17 protein-coding genes are annotated in these 16,984 nt (G+C 59.8%); 14 read left to right on the top strand and 3 right to left on the bottom strand.

Features of this window, described 5'->3' with window-relative positions; translation table 11 throughout:
• Window positions 1–180 precede the first annotated feature (180 nt).
• Both F6V30_RS13715 and F6V30_RS13710 read left to right on the top strand, forming a co-directional pair.
• Window positions 181–1,827, top strand: coding sequence for a Na/Pi cotransporter family protein (locus F6V30_RS13715; protein WP_191965696.1), 1,647 nt, complete (start codon window positions 181–183; stop codon window positions 1,825–1,827).
• Complete coding sequence (locus tag F6V30_RS13710; RefSeq protein WP_151157559.1) at window positions 1,827–2,747, top strand: Ppx/GppA phosphatase family protein; 921 nt, start codon at window positions 1,827–1,829, stop codon at window positions 2,745–2,747. The genes F6V30_RS13715 and F6V30_RS13710 overlap by 1 nt, the downstream gene beginning before the upstream one ends.
• Here the strand turns inward: F6V30_RS13710 and F6V30_RS13705 are convergent.
• The 3 genes from F6V30_RS13705 to F6V30_RS13695 are packed head-to-tail and all read right to left on the bottom strand — an operon-like array spanning window position 2,696 to window position 5,270.
• A complete protein-coding gene (locus F6V30_RS13705; protein ID WP_151157498.1) occupies window positions 2,696–3,670 on the bottom strand; it encodes a tetratricopeptide repeat protein in 975 nt (324 codons plus the stop codon). The genes F6V30_RS13710 and F6V30_RS13705 overlap by 52 nt on opposite strands.
• Window positions 3,663–4,625 (bottom strand): MlaD family protein, encoded by a 963-nt coding sequence (locus F6V30_RS13700; RefSeq protein WP_151157497.1) that lies wholly within the window; start codon window positions 4,623–4,625, stop codon window positions 3,663–3,665. Before F6V30_RS13700 ends, F6V30_RS13705 begins: the two co-directional genes overlap by 8 nt.
• Window positions 4,626–4,640: 15 nt before the next feature.
• Window positions 4,641–5,270, bottom strand: coding sequence for an ATP-binding cassette domain-containing protein (locus F6V30_RS13695; protein ID WP_191965695.1), 630 nt, complete (start codon window positions 5,268–5,270; stop codon window positions 4,641–4,643).
• A 223-nt stretch (window positions 5,271–5,493) separates the two neighbouring features.
• On the opposite strand from F6V30_RS13695, the gene iorA reads away from it, so the two are divergent.
• From iorA to rsmA, 12 genes are all read left to right on the top strand, one after another.
• Window positions 5,494–7,257 (top strand): indolepyruvate ferredoxin oxidoreductase subunit alpha, encoded by a 1,764-nt coding sequence (iorA, locus tag F6V30_RS13690; protein WP_151157495.1) that lies wholly within the window; start codon window positions 5,494–5,496, stop codon window positions 7,255–7,257.
• Complete coding sequence (locus F6V30_RS13685; protein ID WP_151157494.1) at window positions 7,254–7,847, top strand: indolepyruvate oxidoreductase subunit beta; 594 nt, start codon at window positions 7,254–7,256, stop codon at window positions 7,845–7,847. The genes iorA and F6V30_RS13685 overlap by 4 nt, the downstream gene beginning before the upstream one ends.
• On the top strand, window positions 7,844–8,425 hold the full coding sequence (locus tag F6V30_RS13680) for a beta-class carbonic anhydrase (RefSeq protein WP_151157493.1): 582 nt from the start codon (window positions 7,844–7,846) through the stop codon (window positions 8,423–8,425). The genes F6V30_RS13685 and F6V30_RS13680 overlap by 4 nt, the downstream gene beginning before the upstream one ends.
• A gap of 14 nt (window positions 8,426–8,439) precedes the next feature.
• Window positions 8,440–9,741 (top strand): phenylacetate--CoA ligase family protein, encoded by a 1,302-nt coding sequence (locus tag F6V30_RS13675; RefSeq protein ID WP_151127384.1) that lies wholly within the window; start codon window positions 8,440–8,442, stop codon window positions 9,739–9,741.
• A gap of 172 nt (window positions 9,742–9,913) precedes the next feature.
• Window positions 9,914–10,345 (top strand): ACT domain-containing protein, encoded by a 432-nt coding sequence (locus F6V30_RS13670; RefSeq protein ID WP_151157492.1) that lies wholly within the window; start codon window positions 9,914–9,916, stop codon window positions 10,343–10,345.
• A gap of 38 nt (window positions 10,346–10,383) precedes the next feature.
• Complete coding sequence (locus F6V30_RS13665; protein WP_151157491.1) at window positions 10,384–11,523, top strand: ABC transporter substrate-binding protein; 1,140 nt, start codon at window positions 10,384–10,386, stop codon at window positions 11,521–11,523.
• Window positions 11,524–11,597: 74 nt separating this feature from the next.
• Window positions 11,598–12,479, top strand: coding sequence for a branched-chain amino acid ABC transporter permease (locus F6V30_RS13660; protein ID WP_151157490.1), 882 nt, complete (start codon window positions 11,598–11,600; stop codon window positions 12,477–12,479).
• Between the two features lie 4 nt (window positions 12,480–12,483).
• The gene (locus F6V30_RS13655; protein WP_151157489.1) at window positions 12,484–13,443 is read left to right on the top strand and encodes a branched-chain amino acid ABC transporter permease; all 960 of its coding nucleotides are present in this window, start codon (window positions 12,484–12,486) and stop codon (window positions 13,441–13,443) included.
• Window positions 13,436–14,188 (top strand): ABC transporter ATP-binding protein, encoded by a 753-nt coding sequence (locus F6V30_RS13650; RefSeq protein ID WP_151157488.1) that lies wholly within the window; start codon window positions 13,436–13,438, stop codon window positions 14,186–14,188. The genes F6V30_RS13655 and F6V30_RS13650 overlap by 8 nt, the downstream gene beginning before the upstream one ends.
• Window positions 14,189–14,253: 65 nt before the next feature.
• Entirely contained in the window at window positions 14,254–14,997 is a 744-nt protein-coding gene (locus F6V30_RS13645; RefSeq protein ID WP_151157487.1) for an ABC transporter ATP-binding protein, read from the top strand.
• 121 nt (window positions 14,998–15,118) lie between these two features.
• Window positions 15,119–16,141 carry a tRNA (adenosine(37)-N6)-threonylcarbamoyltransferase complex transferase subunit TsaD gene (gene tsaD, locus F6V30_RS13640; protein ID WP_151157486.1) on the top strand — a complete coding sequence of 341 codons (1,023 nt, stop codon included), beginning with the start codon at window positions 15,119–15,121 and terminating at the stop codon, window positions 16,139–16,141.
• Complete coding sequence (rsmA, locus tag F6V30_RS13635) at window positions 16,138–16,962, top strand: 16S rRNA (adenine(1518)-N(6)/adenine(1519)-N(6))-dimethyltransferase RsmA (RefSeq protein WP_151157485.1); 825 nt, start codon at window positions 16,138–16,140, stop codon at window positions 16,960–16,962. The genes tsaD and rsmA overlap by 4 nt, the downstream gene beginning before the upstream one ends.
• The last annotated feature ends 22 nt before the right edge of the window (window positions 16,963–16,984 follow it).

Raw genomic sequence — 16,984 nt, 5'->3', positions numbered from 1 at the left:
GTGCCGGAACAATTAGCTGTGCTTTTCGTGGGGGCTCTGGTATAGTTTTCAGATAGAAAACTATACCTTTTTGCGCTCACGTTGCGTGAAATCCGCGCAAAGAATAGCATGATTGATAACGGGGGCATGCCGCAGTTCTGGCTGGTCTCCCCGGAATTAAGGATATGGAGCAGTACCAATATGCCTCTCAGTCTGATTGAGGGCGCTTTGGGTGGGATTGGCCTGTTTTTGCTCGGTATGCGCCTCATGTCGGACGGCATCCGGACCGTGGCTGATGCTCGCATCAGAGACGTCTTTACTAAGCTTACCTCGAACCGTTTCTATTCCATGCTGTTCGGCATGGCCACCGCCTTGGCTGTTAATTCCGGCAGCGCTGCGGTGATCTTTACCATCGGCCTCGTCAATGGCGGCGTTCTGAATATCTTTCAGGCGTTGAGCGTTTTGGGGGGGGTGCTCATCGGTGCTTCACTGCCCCTCCATATCCACATCATTCCCTACAGCCTGATTTCGACCCCGCTCATCTTTTCCGGCGTCGTACTCAAATTCTTCGCCCGCAAACGCCGCTATGCCAACGCCGGCGACCTTATCCTGGGGATCGGCCTGCTCTTTCTTGGGTTGACCCTGCTGGAGGGAAGCTATCGTCCCTTTGATCATCATCCCTTCTACACCACCTTCAATGAGTTGTTTTTTCATCAGCCGATCCTGGCAACCATCTTTGGGGCGCTGATATCGTTTCTCGTTCAGTCGGCCCGTTCTTCGGTGACGGTTGTCGCTTCGCTGTCGTCAGGGTATCAGATCGATCCCATTACCGCCTCGCGCATGGTGTCGGGAGGTCTGATCGGCGTGGCGGCGATGGGGGCCTTGGCCTCGGTCGGAGGGAACTCCGTGACCCGCAGGGTCGCCACGACCTATCTGTTTTTTGCCTTCTCAGTGGCCCTGCTGCTCGTGCCCCTTGCCTCACTCATGTTGGAGGCAGCCCAGCGCCTGCCGTTCGTCGAATGGTCGGGCGCCTGTAGCGAGGGCCAGCCGCTCTTCTGCCAACTGGCATGGGTACACACGGTCTCCAGCCTTCTGGTGGCGTGTCTTCTGATCGCGATTAGCGCCCCGTTGGCCCGCATGCTCGGCGGCTCATCCGTAATCACCGGCAATGGGGCGGTTGCATCCCAACCCTGTGCCGGCTACCTTGACGAGCGCATCCTTAATACGCCCCCGCTTGCCATGGAACAGGTCCGCAAGGAAATTATCCGCATGATGTCGGTGACGGCGTTCATGTACGCCGACATCCACGAAATACTTTCCGATTTCGACGCCCGCAGGGCGGATACCATTCGGCAGCATGAGCAAGTGCTCGATTCGCTCAATCACGAGATCACCACGTTCCTTGCAGCCCTGGCCCGGACTGCGGACAGCCCTGAGATCAGCTACGATATCCCCGGCCTTTTCCAGACGGTCAGCGACCTGGAGCATGTGGGTGACCGTTGCGAGAATATCCTGGAGGGGATCGTGGGTAAAAAGGAGGCCGGCGTCGTTTTCTCGGAGGATGCCATGGATGACCTGAAGCGGCTTGCCCTGGTTGTAGCTACCGCTATCAGCGATACCGAACATATGATCAGGCATGGCTTCATCCGGGACAGTTTTGATTTGGCGGCCGCAAAAACAGCGGCTCGCGTCGTCTTTGAGACGGCACGGCAGAACCATTTCGAGCGGATGAGCAACGGCGTCTGCCCGCCGCGGGCCGCCAAGCTGTTCAATGAAATGACCTCCGACTTCGAGGGGATAGCCAGGCTATGCTGGAACATCATCACCTGCCAGGGGAGGAAACGCTGATGGGTGGCAGGATTGCGGCTATCGATTTCGGTACCAACACCGCCCGCCTGCTCGTGGCGGAACCTCGGGACGACGGCTTTGAGCATGTCCGCCTCGAACGGGAGATCGTCCGCATGGGCGGCGGCTTCAGCCGCGAGGAAGGACTCTCCGGGGACGCCCAGCGGCGCGGCCTGGACTGTCTGCGCCGTTTTGCCGATATCATCGGCTCGCTGGACGTCTCCCAGGTTCGTGCCGTCGCGACCAGCGCCGTGCGGGATGCGGTCAACGGCCAGGCATTCGTGGCGTCGGTCCGCGAGAAGACCGGTATTGAGCTCACGGTCATTGACGGCACGCATGAAGGGGAGTTGACCCTGGCCGGGGTTCTGGCCGGGCTCGACCGCAGGGCAGAGGAGCTCCTGGTCTTTGATGTGGGCGGCGGCAGCACCGAATATACGCTTGCCCGGGACGGCCGTGCCCGGTTCGTCCGCAGTCTGCCCATGGGAGTGGTCAGGCTGACCGAAGGCAAGGTGACGCCCGAGGCGGTGTCGGAAAAAATCGGCAGGGAACTGGATCTGCTTGTGCAGGAGATGGCGACGGCCCACAGCAGGCCGGCATCCGGCGCAACCCTGGTCGGTACCGCCGGCACCGCAACCACCCTGGCGGCCATCGCCATGGAGATGAAGGATTACGACTATCGCAAGGTTAACAATGCCACCATCACCCGGCGGCAGATCGAGGCCATTTACGCCCGCCTGCTGCCCATGACCCCGGAGGAGCGGTTGACGATCCCCGGCCTGGAAAAGGGGAGGGAAGACCTCATTATCGCCGGGACGCTCATCATCCTGCACACCATGGAAAGGTTCGGGTTTGATACCATGAAGGTGAGTGATTACGGGTTGTTGGAAGGGTTGGTGGTTGCGGGCGGCATCGCCGGCTTTTGAGCCGAGGTGCGTTCCGCCAGTTCGCGGGCCTTGGCTTGTGACGCCTCAGCCTTGGAATTATCCCCCAATTCACTGAAAATATCTGCCAGCGCACGCTGGGCCGCGCCGGCCGCCTTTAACCTGCCGGCGCTGTAGTGAACCTCATAGGCCCGTTCCAGATAGCGGGCCGTTTTCTTGAGATCGCCGCCGGCGCGAGCCGTGGCCGCCAGCTCCTCCAGGTCCGAGGCGATCTTGGCGCTTGCGCCGATCTGTTTATCGATCCCCAGCGCCTCCTTCAAAAGCTGCTCCGCCCCGCCGAAATCCTTGCCGTTCCGGGCGACGATTCCCAACATCCGTAGGGAATTGGCCCTTTCCTCCCGGTTGTCGTCCCCGCGATTCTCCTCCAGCGCCCTTTTGACCGTCTGACCGGCCTTGAGCCACTCGCCCTGCACCAGGAGGATACGCCCCACCAGATTGAGCCGCCTTCCCAAGGATGTCCCCGGTCCCGTTGCTACGGACCGTTCCGCCCACGCCAGCGCGGTTGCCGGATCGCCGCCGGCCAGGCAGACCAGCGCCTTCTCATGGGCCGCCTCGCCGTAGAAATCCGCTTGAGGGGGGAGCAGCTCCAGGGCCGCGTCAATGGCGGCCGCTGCGGCCGCAAGGTCGTTGTTCAACCGGCTCAGGCGGGCCAAATTGATGAGCTCCACCGATTTCGCGGGGATGTCCTCGATGGATGAGCTTACGGATAGCGCCTCCCTGAGCAATTTTTCGGCCTCGGCAACCTCTCCTTTCTGCTCGGCACGGATGGCCCGCTTGAGGAGCATGTCGGCCCGGGATTGTGCCTCGGAACGCACCACCTTGTTGCCGCCGCCAAAGCAGCCTGCCAGGGCGAGGCAGATCAGCAGGACGCCCAGCCGTTGCAGGGGCATGTGCAGACTACTCATAACTGTCACCCTTGATGAATAGCTGGTTGCTCGCCGGCGGCGGGGACGAATCCCTGAGCAGCCAGGTGTTCTGGAGGGAATTGAGCAGCTTGTCGGTGCTGAACATGACGTCTTCGGTCTGGGAAAGGAGGCCGGGTAGCTTTGTGCGGGTGTCCCGGGAGATGCGCGCCACGTTGCCCAGGGTCTCGTCGGCCTTATCCAGAAGGGGGGGGAGTTTCTTGTCCAGCGTATCGATGGCGCCGTTCACCTTGTTGAGGGTCGGCGTCAAGTCGATACTCTCGATCTTCCGGTTGGTGGTGTCGAGCACGCTGCCTGCCTGTCCGGCAATGCGGTCGATGTTGCCGTTGGCCGATATGAGCAGTCTGTCGGCGTTCCGACGGGTGCCTTCCAGGTTGCGGGTCAGCACCTCCAGATTGTGGATGCTTTTCTTGAGATCGCCGTTAGGGTCGTTGATATAGCCGATAATGTCCCTGACTTCGATCAACACCGGCTTGACCTTGTCGGCAATCTCTTCGGCCAGTTCGTCCAGCGCCTTTGTCTTCACGTAGCTGATGGCCTCGTTGTTCTTCAACTCCGGCTTGTCGAGGGAGCCGACCGAAACCTCGACGATGGTGTCCCCCACCAGCCCCTCCTTCACCAGCTTGACGATGGAATCGTTGCGGATCCAGGTCTGGTACTTTTTGTCGATCTCGATGGCGATATCCACCATGGCCTGGTCGTTCAGGGCGATGGACGTGACCCGGCCGATTCTGAACCCGGAAAGTTTGACCGGCATCCCCTTGGTGAAGCCGGTGCCGCGGTCAACGGTAAAGTGCAGGTTGTATTTTGAGGAGAATAAATCTTTCTGCAGGCCGAACAGGACGAGGGCCACGGCAATGCCGATCAGGGCAAGCGCAATGAAGATGCCGATCTTTCGTTCGAGGTTTTTGAATCTGGGGTCTTGTTCACGTATCATGGTTCGGCGCGTTCCTCACTGGAGCGAAATGATGCTGTCGACCGGCACGTCCCGGGCCATGCCCTGCGAGGTGGCCAGATAGATTGACGTCATGCCGGGCGCTCCGCGGTGAAATTCCGTTGTGATGGCACCCCATTGGGTTCGTGCCGCCTCCGGCAGGTCGTCGAAGCAGTTGGCGTAGACCATGACCTGCGGGGTGCATAAGGCGGCCCGGATAAAGGCTGCCATGCGTTTCTCGTGGGGCGTCAGATGGGCGGGCAGGGCCATGATGTTGCCGCGGTAGCCGAACATTTCCAGGTACCGCAGGGCCGTTCTCTCCGCTTCGGGAGGGATGCTCCCCCGGGTGTAGAGCAGGGGGAGCGTCATGTTCTCCCACAGTTTCAGGTTTGAAATCAGACCGCCCTTTTGCGGGACAATGCCGATACGGTGCCGCATCCGGTATAGCTGCGTCGGCGGCAGCCCGGCCATGTCCTGCCCGTCCACATGCACCGAGCCGAGGGATGGCTGGGACAGGCCGGTAATGAGCCGCGCCAGCATGGTGCCCACGTCCTCCCGGGCAGTGACGACCAGGGCCGAGCATCCTGCCTGGATCTGGAGCGAAACCCCTTCCACAAGATCCGCACAGACTACGTTTCTGAACTCCACACTCCACGCCATGTCCTACATACTAGCGGCAAATCAAACTATGTCAATTGTTAAGCGCTCGATTCGGGCCCGAGGAACGTGCCTCTTTGCGACTGTTTTCATTCTAGGAAAACGACATTCGCAATTACCAAGGATTGCAAACGAATTGCATTCCCGGCGCTCTTTTAGTATAGTTCACAATCCTACGTGGCTTTATACAAACTGACTACCCCAAGGAAACCAGATGAAGAAAGAAATTCTATCCGGCAATGAGGCCATCGCCCGCGGTGCCTATGAGGCTGGCTGTCGTGTGGCCTGCGCCTATCCCGGCACCCCTTCCACCGAGATCCTCGAAAACACCGTCAACTACAAGGAAATCAATTCCTCCTGGGCCCCCAACGAGAAGGTCGCCCTGGAGGTCGCCATCGGGGCCTCTTTCGGCGGCGGCCGCGCCCTGTGCACCATGAAGCATGTCGGCGTCAACGTGGCGGCCGACCCGCTCTTTACCCTTTCCTATACCGGTGTTAATGGTGGTTTGGTACTGGTTACGGCCGATGATCCCGAGATGCACTCCTCCCAGAACGAACAGGACAACCGCAATTACGCCAAGTTTGCCAAGGTGCCGATGCTGGAACCTGCCGATTCCCAGGAATGCAAGGAATTTACCCGGCTGGCCTTTGAACTCTCCGAACAGTACGATACGCCGGTCATGTTGCGCACCACCACCCGCATCTCTCACAGCAAGTCCATTGTCGCCCTGGGCGAACGGGCGAACGATCTGCCCGAGCCAAAGCTGATCAAAAATGCCGCCAAACTGGTGATGCTGCCGGGCAATGCCCGCGTCCGGCACCCTTTCGTGGAGGAACGCATCAAAAAGCTCTCCGAGGCGGGAGCCGACATGGCCATCAACCGCCGGGAACTGCGCGACACCTCCATCGGTATCATCACCTCCGGCGTCTGCTACCAGTATGTACGCGAGGCCTTGCCCGACGCCTCGACCCTCAAGCTGGGCATGGTGCATCCCTTGCCCCAGGCATTGATCCGTGAATTTGCCGCCCAGGTGGACAAGCTCTACGTGGTGGAGGAGTTGGACCCCTTTATCGAGGAGCAGGTCAAAGCCATGGGTGTTGCCGTGACCGGCAAGGAACTGATTTCGTTGTGCGGCGAGTTGTCGCCGGGCCGCATTCGCACCGCTTTCGGCCTCCAGCAGCCCCCTGCCGATGCCGGGGACAAGCTTCCCGGACGTCCCCCCAACATGTGCCCCGGCTGCCCCCACCGCGGGGTCTTCTTTGCTCTCAATCAGCTCAAGGCCTATGTTACCGGCGATATCGGCTGTTACACGCTGGGTTTCATGCCGCCACTCTCGGCAATGGATACCTGCGTCTGCATGGGCGCTTCCATCGGCATGGCCACCGGCGTAAGCAAGGTCGTATCCGCCGAGGAAAAGAAGAAGGTCGTGGCCGTGATCGGCGACTCCACCTTCCTGCACACCGGCATCAACGGCCTGATGGATATGGTCTACAATAATTCGACCTCCACGGTCGTGATCCTGGACAACCGCATTACCGCCATGACCGGCCGCCAGGATAACCCGGCCTCCGGCTTCACCCTGATGGATGATCCGTCCCATCGCATAGATTTCCCCCTGCTCTGCACATCGCTGGGGGTCAAGCATATCCGGGTGATCAACCCCTTTGACCTGGAGCAGACCAAAAACGTGCTCAGGGAGGAGATGGAACGTCCTGAGCCCTCGGTAATCATCACCGACAAACCCTGCGTCCTGGTCAAACGGGAAGGAGTCTTCCACAAGGGGCCGGTCTACGAGGTCGCGGTCGAGAAGTGCACCGGTTGCCGCGCCTGTCTCAAGATCGGCTGTCCGGCCATCGAGTGGCGTCCGGCCGGGGACGGCAGCAAAAGGGGCACGGCCTTCATCGACCCGCTGCTCTGTACCGGCTGCGACGTCTGCCGGCAGTTGTGCAAGTTCGACGCGATCGGGAGGGCCAAATGAATAACCGCATAACCAACATCCTGCTGGTCGGGGTCGGCGGGCAGGGCATCCTGCTGGCCGCAGAGATCCTTTCCGAGGCCATCCTGTTGGCCGGTTTCGATGTGAAGAAGAGCGAGATCCACGGCATGTCCCAACGTGGGGGGTGCGTGGTCTCCCACGTACGCTATGGCGCGGAGGTCTTTTCCCCTACGGTGCCGGAAGGGGAGGGGGATATCCTGTTCGGTTTCGAACTGATGGAGACCTGCCGTTCCCTGCCCCTTCTCAAGAAGGGGGGAGCCGTGGTGGCCAATGATCTGCGTATCGCGCCGCCGTCGGTGCTGATGGGCCAGGAAGCCTATCCTGAGTGGGTGACGGAACGGATCAGGGAACGCTTTCCCGATTTTCTGCTGCTGGACGGCCAGAAACTGGCCGGCGAGGCGGGCAATGTCCGGGCGGCCAATACGGTGCTTTTGGGGGCGGTCTCCCGGCGTCTGGATATCGACGAACAGTACTGGCTGCAAGCCATCGAAAAGATGGTGCCGAAGAAAGCGGTAGAGGTGAACAAAAAGGCCTTCCTCCTGGGCCGTTCCGTTGATTGGAGTAGGTCATGACCCAGTTGGAATCTATTATCGCAGCAAACCGGCGCTTCACGAAGCCGAACGCCTTTCCGCCGCTGCCCAAGTCTCCCAAGAAGCAGTTGGCCATCTTCACCTGCATGGATACCCGTCTGGTCGATTTCCTGGAGCCGGCCATGGGGCTTAAACGCGGCGACGCCAAGGTCATCAAGAACGCCGGCAACATCATCGTCGATCCCATGGCGGGAGCTGTCATCCGCAGCCTGGTGGCCGGCATCTTCATGCTGGGAGTAGAGGAGGTGTTCGTCATCGGGCACCGGGATTGCGGCATGGCCGGACTGGAACTGGATGCCGAATCGGTCAAGCGCGACATGATCAGGCGCGGTATCTCCCCGGACGTCATCGATATCCATGTGCCTGATCTCAAGCAGTGGTTGGGCCTCTTCGCCCATCCGCTGGAAAACGTGGAGCGAGTGGTCAAGATCATCCGTCACAACCCGCTGATCCCCAAGGACGTACCGATACACGGCCTGCTGTTCTGCCCCGACGATGGCCATCTGGATGTGGTCGTGGACGGTTACACCCAGGAGAATTTTGCTGCCCATATACTTTAAAGAGGTAACGACGCATGTATTTTAATGAAGAGTTTGAGACCCTGCCTCGCCCGGCGCTGGAGGCGTTGCAACTCAAACGGCTGCAAGTCGTGGTTGAGAGAGTGTATGCCAATGTCCCGTTTTACAAAGATTCTTTTGATAGGGCCGGGCTCAAACCTGCTGACGTGCGCAGCCTGGACGATCTGCAACGGTTTCCCTTTACCACCAAGCAGAACATGCGCGACTCCTATCCTTACGGTCTGTTTGCCGCTCCTCTGGAAGAGGTCGTCCGCATCCACGCTTCTTCCGGTACCACCGGTAAGCCGACCGTGGTCGGCTATACCCAGAAGGACATCGAAACCTGGAGTGAGTTGATGGCCCGCTCGTTTATGGCGGCCGGCGCCCACAGGGGGGATATCATCCATAATGCCTACGGTTATGGACTTTTTACCGGCGGTTTGGGAGCCCATTACGGCGCCGAACGGCTGGGGGCGTCGGTCATCCCCATCTCGGGCGGCAATACCAAACGCCAGATCATGATCATGCAGGATTTCGGCTCAACGGTATTGACCTGCACCCCATCCTACTCGCTCTTCATGGCCGAGGAGGCCAGTGCTGCGGGAATCGATTTCAAAAAGCTCAAGCTGCGGATCGGCATCTTCGGGGCCGAACCCTGGTCAGAGGCCATGCGGGGCGAAATCGAGGCGAAACTGAACCTGTCGGCCATCGATATCTACGGCCTGTCCGAGATCATGGGGCCGGGAGTGGCCATCGAATGCATCGAGGCCAAGAAGGGGCTGCATATCTGGGAAGACCACTTCATCCCCGAGATCATCGATCCTGCAACCGGCCTGCGCCTGCCCGACGGGGAGCTGGGCGAACTGGTCATCACCACCATTACCAAACAGGGCATTCCCCTGATCCGTTACCGCACCCGCGACATTACCAGCATCACCTACGAGCCCTGTGTGTGCGGTCGGACCCATGCCCGCATAAATCGCATGTGCGGCCGCTCGGACGACATGCTGATCATTCGCGGGGTCAATGTCTTCCCCTCCCAGATCGAATCGATCCTGGTGGGCATCGAAGGGGTTGAACCCCATTATCTGCTGATTGTGGACCGCAAGGATAATCTGGATACCCTGGAAGTGCATGTGGAGGTGGATGAAGGAATCTTCTCCGACGAGATCAAGATCTTGCAACTCTTGTCGAAGCGGATCGAAAAAGAGATCAAGGATGTGCTGGGGATCACCTGCACCGCCAAACTGGTTGAACCCAAGACCCTTCAACGCAGCGAAGGCAAGGCGACACGGGTTATCGACAAACGGAAATTCTAGGAAATTCTAACATCGAAATCTGCCACTGAGACACAGAGACACAGAGGAAAACAGGAGAAAAGCGAAATTCCTTTAGGGGTTACCCCCAAGCTTTTTTACGATTGGTTTTGAAGTTCTTCGTGCCTGTGTGGCTCTGTGGCAGAAGCCGGGTTTTGACCCCAGGAGGTACATCATGAAAGTCGAGCAGATATCCATCTTCATCGAGAATAAATCGGGCCGTCTGGCCGAAATTACCCGCATCCTGGGTGAGAACGGCATCAACATCCGGGCACTGTCCCTGGCCGACACCTCGGATTTCGGCATTCTGCGTCTGATCGTGAATGATGTGGAGAGGGCCAACCACGTGCTCAAGGGCAAGGGGTTCACCGTCAACAAGACCGAGGTGGTCGCCGTTGAGGTGCCTGACCGTCCCGGCGGTTTGGGAGCCATACTCCAGACCCTGGATACGGAATCGATCAATGTTGAGTATATGTACGCCTTTGTCGAGCACTGCGGTGGCAATGCGGTGATCATCTTCCGTTTCGATGAGACCGATAAGGCTATTAATGTGCTTAAGGCCAACAATTTCAGCGTGTTGGCGGGGGAACGCCTGTACAGCATGTAATCCGGTTCGAGGCATCCGGTTCAACTCTAGGGGGGGAAATGAAAAAACTGATCGCAGTGTGCGGCGTCGTGTGCGTCGGTCTTCTATCTGCCACAGCAGTATTTGCCGCGGGAACAATCAAGATCGGCGGGCTGTTCGCCGTGACCGGCCCGGCGGCCTTTCTGGGGGAACCGGAGCGCAATACCGCCAAGATGGTGGTGGAAGAAATCAACAAGGCCGGCGGCGTCAAGGGGCACAAACTGGAGCTGGTGGTCTATGATACCTCCGGCGATGCAACCAAGGCGGTACAGCTCGCCACCAAACTGATCAGGGACGACCATGTGGCGGCCATCATCGGCCCCAGCACCACCGGCGAGTCCATGGCGGTCATCCCGGTGGCCGAGCGTGAAAAGGTGCCGCTCATCTCGTGTTCCGCCGGTATCAAGATCACGGAACCGGTTAAGAAATGGGTATTCAAGACCGCCCAGAACGATACCCTGGCTGTCGGAAAAATCTACGAATACCTGCAACGGCATAAACAGTCGAAGGTTGCCATCCTGACCGTTTCCGACGGTTTTGGTGCCTCGGGCCGCGAGCAGCTGAAGGCCCAAGCCAGAAAATACGGCATCACCATCGTGTCGGATGACACCTATGGTCCCAAGGATACGGACATGACCGCCCAACTGACCAGGATCAGGGGCTCCCGGGCCCAGGCGATCATCTGCTGGGGCACCAACCCGGGACCGGCGGTTATCGCCAAGAACGCCCGCCAGTTGGGCCTCAAAACGCCCCTGTTCATGAGTCACGGCGTATCTTCCAAAAGGTTCATCGAACTGGCCGGTGATGCCGCCGAAGGGATCAAACTCCCTTCCGGCAAGGTGATCGTGGCGGACCTGCTTCCCGGTTCGGATCGACAGAAAGGGGCCCTGACGGCCTTTGTCAAGGATTACCAAAAGCATTACCGGGCCGAGGGGGATCACTTCGGCGGCCATGCCTGGGATGCGGTCATGCTGCTGAAAAACGCCATCGAACGCGGGGGCGATACACGCGCCACGATTCGGGATCAGTTGGAGAGGACGCGCGGGTTTGCCGGCATCGGCGGGACCTTCAGCTATTCGGCCCAGGATCATGCCGGATTGAACAAAGACGCCTTTGTGCTGGTAGAGGTGAAAAAACGGCACTGGTCCATCGTAAAGTAGCGGACGCCTCACTATGAAAGGGAAACTCCCTCCCCATGAAGGGGAGGGAGTTTCTGCGTAAGAAACGGACGCCAATGCAGCTCGAACAGATCCTCCAATATTCATTTTCCGGCCTGTCCACAGGAGCGATCTACGCTCTGATCGGCATCGGTTTCTCCATCATCTTCAATGCCACCGGCATCATCAATTTCGCCCAGGGCGAATTCGTCATGCTGGGGGGGATGCTGACGCTCTTCTTTCTGGAACTATTGCACCTGCCGCTCTGGGCCGCCGTCCCCTGCGCCGTGGCGGTATCCGCCCTGGCCGGGATACTGTTCGAGCGTCTTGCCATCAGGCCGCTACGCCAGCCGACCCCCATCAATCTGGTGATCATCACCATTGCCGGCAGCATCCTGATCCGCGGCCTTGCCATGCTGCTGTGGGGCAAGGATACCCATGCCATTCCGCCATTTTCAGGGGACGAACCGATTTCCATCGCCGGGGCGACCATACTGCCCCAACACATCTGGATACTGACCATCACGGTGCTGATCATTGCCGTCAACAAATTTTTCTTCTATCACACCATCAGCGGCAAGGCCATGCGGGCCTGCTCGTACAACCGCCGCGCCGCCAGCCTTGTGGGTATCGACGTGCGCCGCATGGTACTGTTCTCCTTCATCATCAGTTCCATGCTGGGATCGCTGGCCGGCATCATCGTGGCCCCCCTGACCATGACCGCCTATGACGTGGGAATCATGCTGGGGTTGAAAGGGTTTTGCGCCGCCATCATCGGCGGGATGAGCAGCGGCATCGCCACCGTGGTCGGGGGGCTGATCCTGGGGGTGCTCGAATCCCTGGGAGCGGGATTGATATCCTCCGGCTACAAGGATGCCATTGCCTTTATCATCCTCCTGCTGATCCTGTTCATCCGGCCCCAGGGACTGTTCGGCAAGGCCGAATCGGAGCGGGTGTGACGGCATGAAACGCGAGCTGCTCAAATTTTTGTTTTTTGCCGTACTGATTCTTGCCGCGCCGCTGGTTTTCACGGGCGGCTACCTGATGAACGTGCTGGTGTTCGTCGGCATCAACACCATGCTGGCGGTGGCGCTCAACCTGCTGTTGGGCTATGCCGGTCAGATCTCCCTCGGCCACGCGGGCTTTTTCGGCATCGGCGCCTATCTTTCCGGGATATTGACCGCCACCTACGGTTGGAATGCGTGGCTCGCCATGCCGCTGGCGGCGCTCACGGTCGGCATACTGGCCGGGCTGATCGGCTTCCCGATCCTCAAGCTCAAGGGGCATTACCTCGCCATGGCCACCCTCGGCCTGGGCATTATCATCTATATCGTGTTCAACGAGACCGTGGATCTTACCGGAGGCCCGTCCGGCCTGTCGGGCATCCCCAACCTTGCCATCGGTTCCCTGGTATTCGACAACGACTTGAAGAACTACTATCTGATCTGGACGTTCGGCCTGGCGGTTGTGCTGTTTTGCGTCAATCTGGCCGGTTCCCGGGTCGGTCGCGCCCTACGGGCGGTTAACGACTCCGAGGTCGCGGCCCGGGTCATGGGGGTCGATGCCCGCATCCTCAAGGTGCAGGTCTTTGCCCTGTCTGCCGTCATATCCTCCCTGGCCGGCAGCCTCTACGCCCATACCATGACCTTTGTCTCCCCGGCTTCGTTTGGTTTTAATTTCTCCGTGGAGTTACTCACCATGGTGGTGATCGGCGGCCTGGGCAGTGTCTACGGCTCGTTTCTGGGGGCGGCGCTCCTGACGCTTTTGCCCGAACTCCTGCGGGGCGCCCAGGACTACGATATCATCATCTACGGCGGCCTGCTGATGATCATGGTCATGTTCATGCCGGGCGGGCTGGTGCGGGGCCTCCCCGAACTTTTCAGAAGAGCGGCCAGGAGACGGGAGGGCGCCGGCAATGCTTGAGGTCTCCGGCATTACCTGCATATTCGGTGGCGTCACGGCCCTGGATGGCGTCTCCTTTACCATCGGGCAGGGTTCCGTTACCGGCGTCATCGGTCCCAACGGCGCAGGGAAGACGACCCTGTTTAATATCATTACCGGCATCTACCGCCGCACCTCCGGCAGTGTGAAGCTGGGCGGCAAAGACATCACGGGGCTTCCCCCGGAACGGCTGGCGCGCCTCGGCATGGTGCGGACGTTCCAGAACATCGAACTGTTCGGTGCCATGAGTGTTCTTGAAAACGTCATGGTCGGACTCCATACCAAGAGTTCCAGCGGGCTCTTGGCCTGTTCCCTGATGATGCCCTGGAGCATCGCCGAAGAGCGGCGCATCCGGGAAGCTGCCATGCATTGGCTTGAGTTCACGGGTATCGCGGGACTGGCGGACGATACGGCCGGTAACCTCTCCTTCGGCAAGGGGCGGTTACTGGAGATCGCACGCGCCCTGGCGGTGGAGCCCCGCATCATCCTGATGGATGAACCGGCCGCCGGGCTCAACAGCCAGGAAACCCTCGGCTTGGCGCAACTGATTGGAAAAATACGCGGGATGGGTATTACCGTGGTGCTGGTGGAGCATGACATGGAGTTGGTGATGGATGTGTGCGACCGGATCGTGGTGCTGAACCTGGGCAAAAAGCTGGCGGAGGGGACGCCGCGGGAGATCCAGGAAAATACGGAAGTAATTGCGGCATACCTGGGGGATGGGTAAGACTTGGAATATCGGTGACGGGTTAATGTTCACGTCCTTATTTTGCGAGGGTAGTGGTTATTCCGATGTTGCGACTTAAAAATATAAATACCTACTACGGTAAGGTCCATGCCCTTAAAAACGTTTCCCTGCATCTGGGGGAAGGGGAGATCGTGACCCTGATCGGCGCCAACGGGGCCGGTAAAACCACGATCCTCAATACCATCTCCGGGGTGACGCCGGCCGGCAGCGGTGAGGTGCTGTTCCGCAAGGAGCCGGTCACGGCCCTGACGCCGGACAAGATCGTCAGATACGGCATCTCCCAGGTACCCGAGGGGCGCCAGGTGTTCAAGCCGCTCTCGGTCGAGGACAACCTGGAGTTGGGTGCCTATCTGCGTTACCGCAGCCGTGAGGATCGAACCGTCATTCGCAGGGATATGGCGCAGGTATTTACCCTGTTCCCCCGGCTGGAGGAGCGGCGTCGGCAACTGGCCGGCACCATGTCGGGGGGGGAACAGCAGATGCTGGCCATCGGCAGGGCCTTGATGGCAAACCCCAGACTCCTGCTGCTGGACGAGCCTTCCATGGGGCTGGCGCCCATGGTGGTGCAGGAAATCTTCCGGGTGTTGGAGCGGTTGCGCCGGGAGAACGGCGTCACCATACTGCTGGTGGAGCAGAATGCCAAGGCCGCCCTGAAGCTGGCCGACCGGGGCTACGTGCTGGAGACCGGCAAGATCATCCTGGAAGGGCCGTCGGCCGAGTTGCTGGAGAATGCCGAGGTCAAACGGGCCTATCTGGGAAAGGACAAAAAAGAGATTTGGGAACGATGATACGTCGTCACGGAATCGCCGGGGAGAGTTAGACCTTGAGGATTTTGCGAAGTAATGAGATCCTCTTTTTGCTTTCACTTTCATCCCGGCGGCCGCGTGCCGCAAAAAGGTAATAACTATTGTGTTGATACTTGCCATTGAATCATCCTGCGATGAAACCGCAGCCGCAGTGGTGCGTGACGGCTGCGAGACGCTCTCGTCGGTGGTGTCGTCGCAGATCGCCATCCATGCCGAGTATGGCGGCGTTGTGCCGGAAATTGCTTCGCGCAAACACCTGGAGATGATTACCCCGGTGGTGAACCAGGCGTTGCATGAGGCTGGTTTGGCCATGGGAGACATCCAGGGGGTGGCGGTCACGCGTGGGCCGGGTTTGGCCGGGGCTCTTCTGGTGGGGCTTTCCGCCGCCAAGGCGATCGCCTTTGCCCAGGCCGTCCCCTTTGTGGGCGTTCATCACATCGAGGGGCATATCTTTGCCACTTGTCTGGAACAGCCGGTGGAGTTCCCCTTCCTGGCGCTGGTCGTGTCGGGCGGCCATACCCACCTCTATCTCGTTGAGGGCTTCGGCCGCTATACGACCATCGGCAGAACCATCGATGATGCCGCCGGCGAGGCCTTCGACAAGTCCGCCAAGATCATGGGGCTCGAATATCCGGGCGGCGCCCGCATCGATGCCCTGGCACGGACGGGGGATTGCCGGGCGGTGCGTCTGCCCCGCCCGCTGATCAATGACGGCAGTCTCAATTTCAGCTTCAGCGGCCTGAAGACGGCCATGCTGCAATGGGTCAACAAACATCCCCTTGCCATGCCGAGCCAGGATGCCAGCGATCTGTGCGCCTCGTTCCAAGAGGCGGTCTGCGATGTCCTGGCATTCAAGACCGAGGCGGCTCTCCGGCGCTGCGGGGCGCGACGCCTGGTGGTAGCGGGCGGGGTGGCCTGCAACAGCGGTCTGCGCGCCCGTATGACCCGCATGGCGGCAGATCTCGGCGTGGAACTGCATATCCCCAAGCCCGCCCTGTGCGGCGATAACGCGGCCATGCTGGGGGTTGCCGGCAATTATTATCTGTGCAACGGTCACGCCTCATCCCTGTCCCTGGACGTTACCGCCACCTGGGAGATGGACCGCATCAAGGACATGTTCTCATGACAGCATTGCGTCGCCCCCTCAAGGCCCTTGGCCAAAATTTTCTCGTCGACGGCAACATCATTGCCAAGATCATCCGTGCTGCCGAACTGACCCCGGATGACCGTATCCTCGAGATCGGCCCCGGGCGAGGCGCGCTGAGCGAACTGCTGGCGCAACACGGCAGCAGGCTGACGCTCGTGGAGTTCGACCACGCGCTGGCGGCCGCCCTGAAAGAACGCTACACCGGAAACGATCGGATCACGGTGATCGACGGCGACATCCTGGCGCTCGACCTTGCCGTGGTGCTGGGCGCGGAACCGGCGGCCTGGAAGGTGGTGGCCAACCTGCCGTACAACATCTCGACGCCGATACTCTTCCGCCTGCTGGAGTTGCGCAGTCTTTTTTCGCGACTGGTGCTGATGCTGCAACGCGAGGTCGGGGAAAGGCTGGTGGCCTCCCCGGATTGTGCCGATTACGGTGTGACGACGCTGCTGTTGGGGTTGTGGTTCGATATCCGCCGGGAGTTCATCGTTCCGCCGACCTGCTTTCATCCCCGTCCCAAGGTGGACTCGGCTGTGTTGAGCTTCGTGCCGCTTGCGCGCCCCCGGGTTGAGGTCGGTGATGAGTCGGTTTTCCGAAAAGTGGTCAAGGGGGCCTTTGCCATGCGCCGCAAGACCTTGTCCAACTGCTTGAAAGCGGCTGAACTCGCCTCGCCGGATGAGATGCACGGGATTTTGGAACAGTGCGGGATCGATGGAAAACGCCGGGGCGAGACCCTTTCCATGGAAGAGTTCGCTGCACTTTCCCGGTGTCTGACGGCTCTTCAAACAGTGGGACGCTGACAACAGCAGGGGATTGAGAGAA

The organism is Oryzomonas sagensis (assembly GCF_008802355.1).
In the GTDB taxonomy this organism is placed as follows: domain Bacteria; phylum Desulfobacterota; class Desulfuromonadia; order Geobacterales; family Pseudopelobacteraceae; genus Oryzomonas; species Oryzomonas sagensis.
The sequence above is the reverse complement of the archived record's forward strand: the minus strand, read 5'-3'. Positions and strand labels throughout refer to the sequence as shown.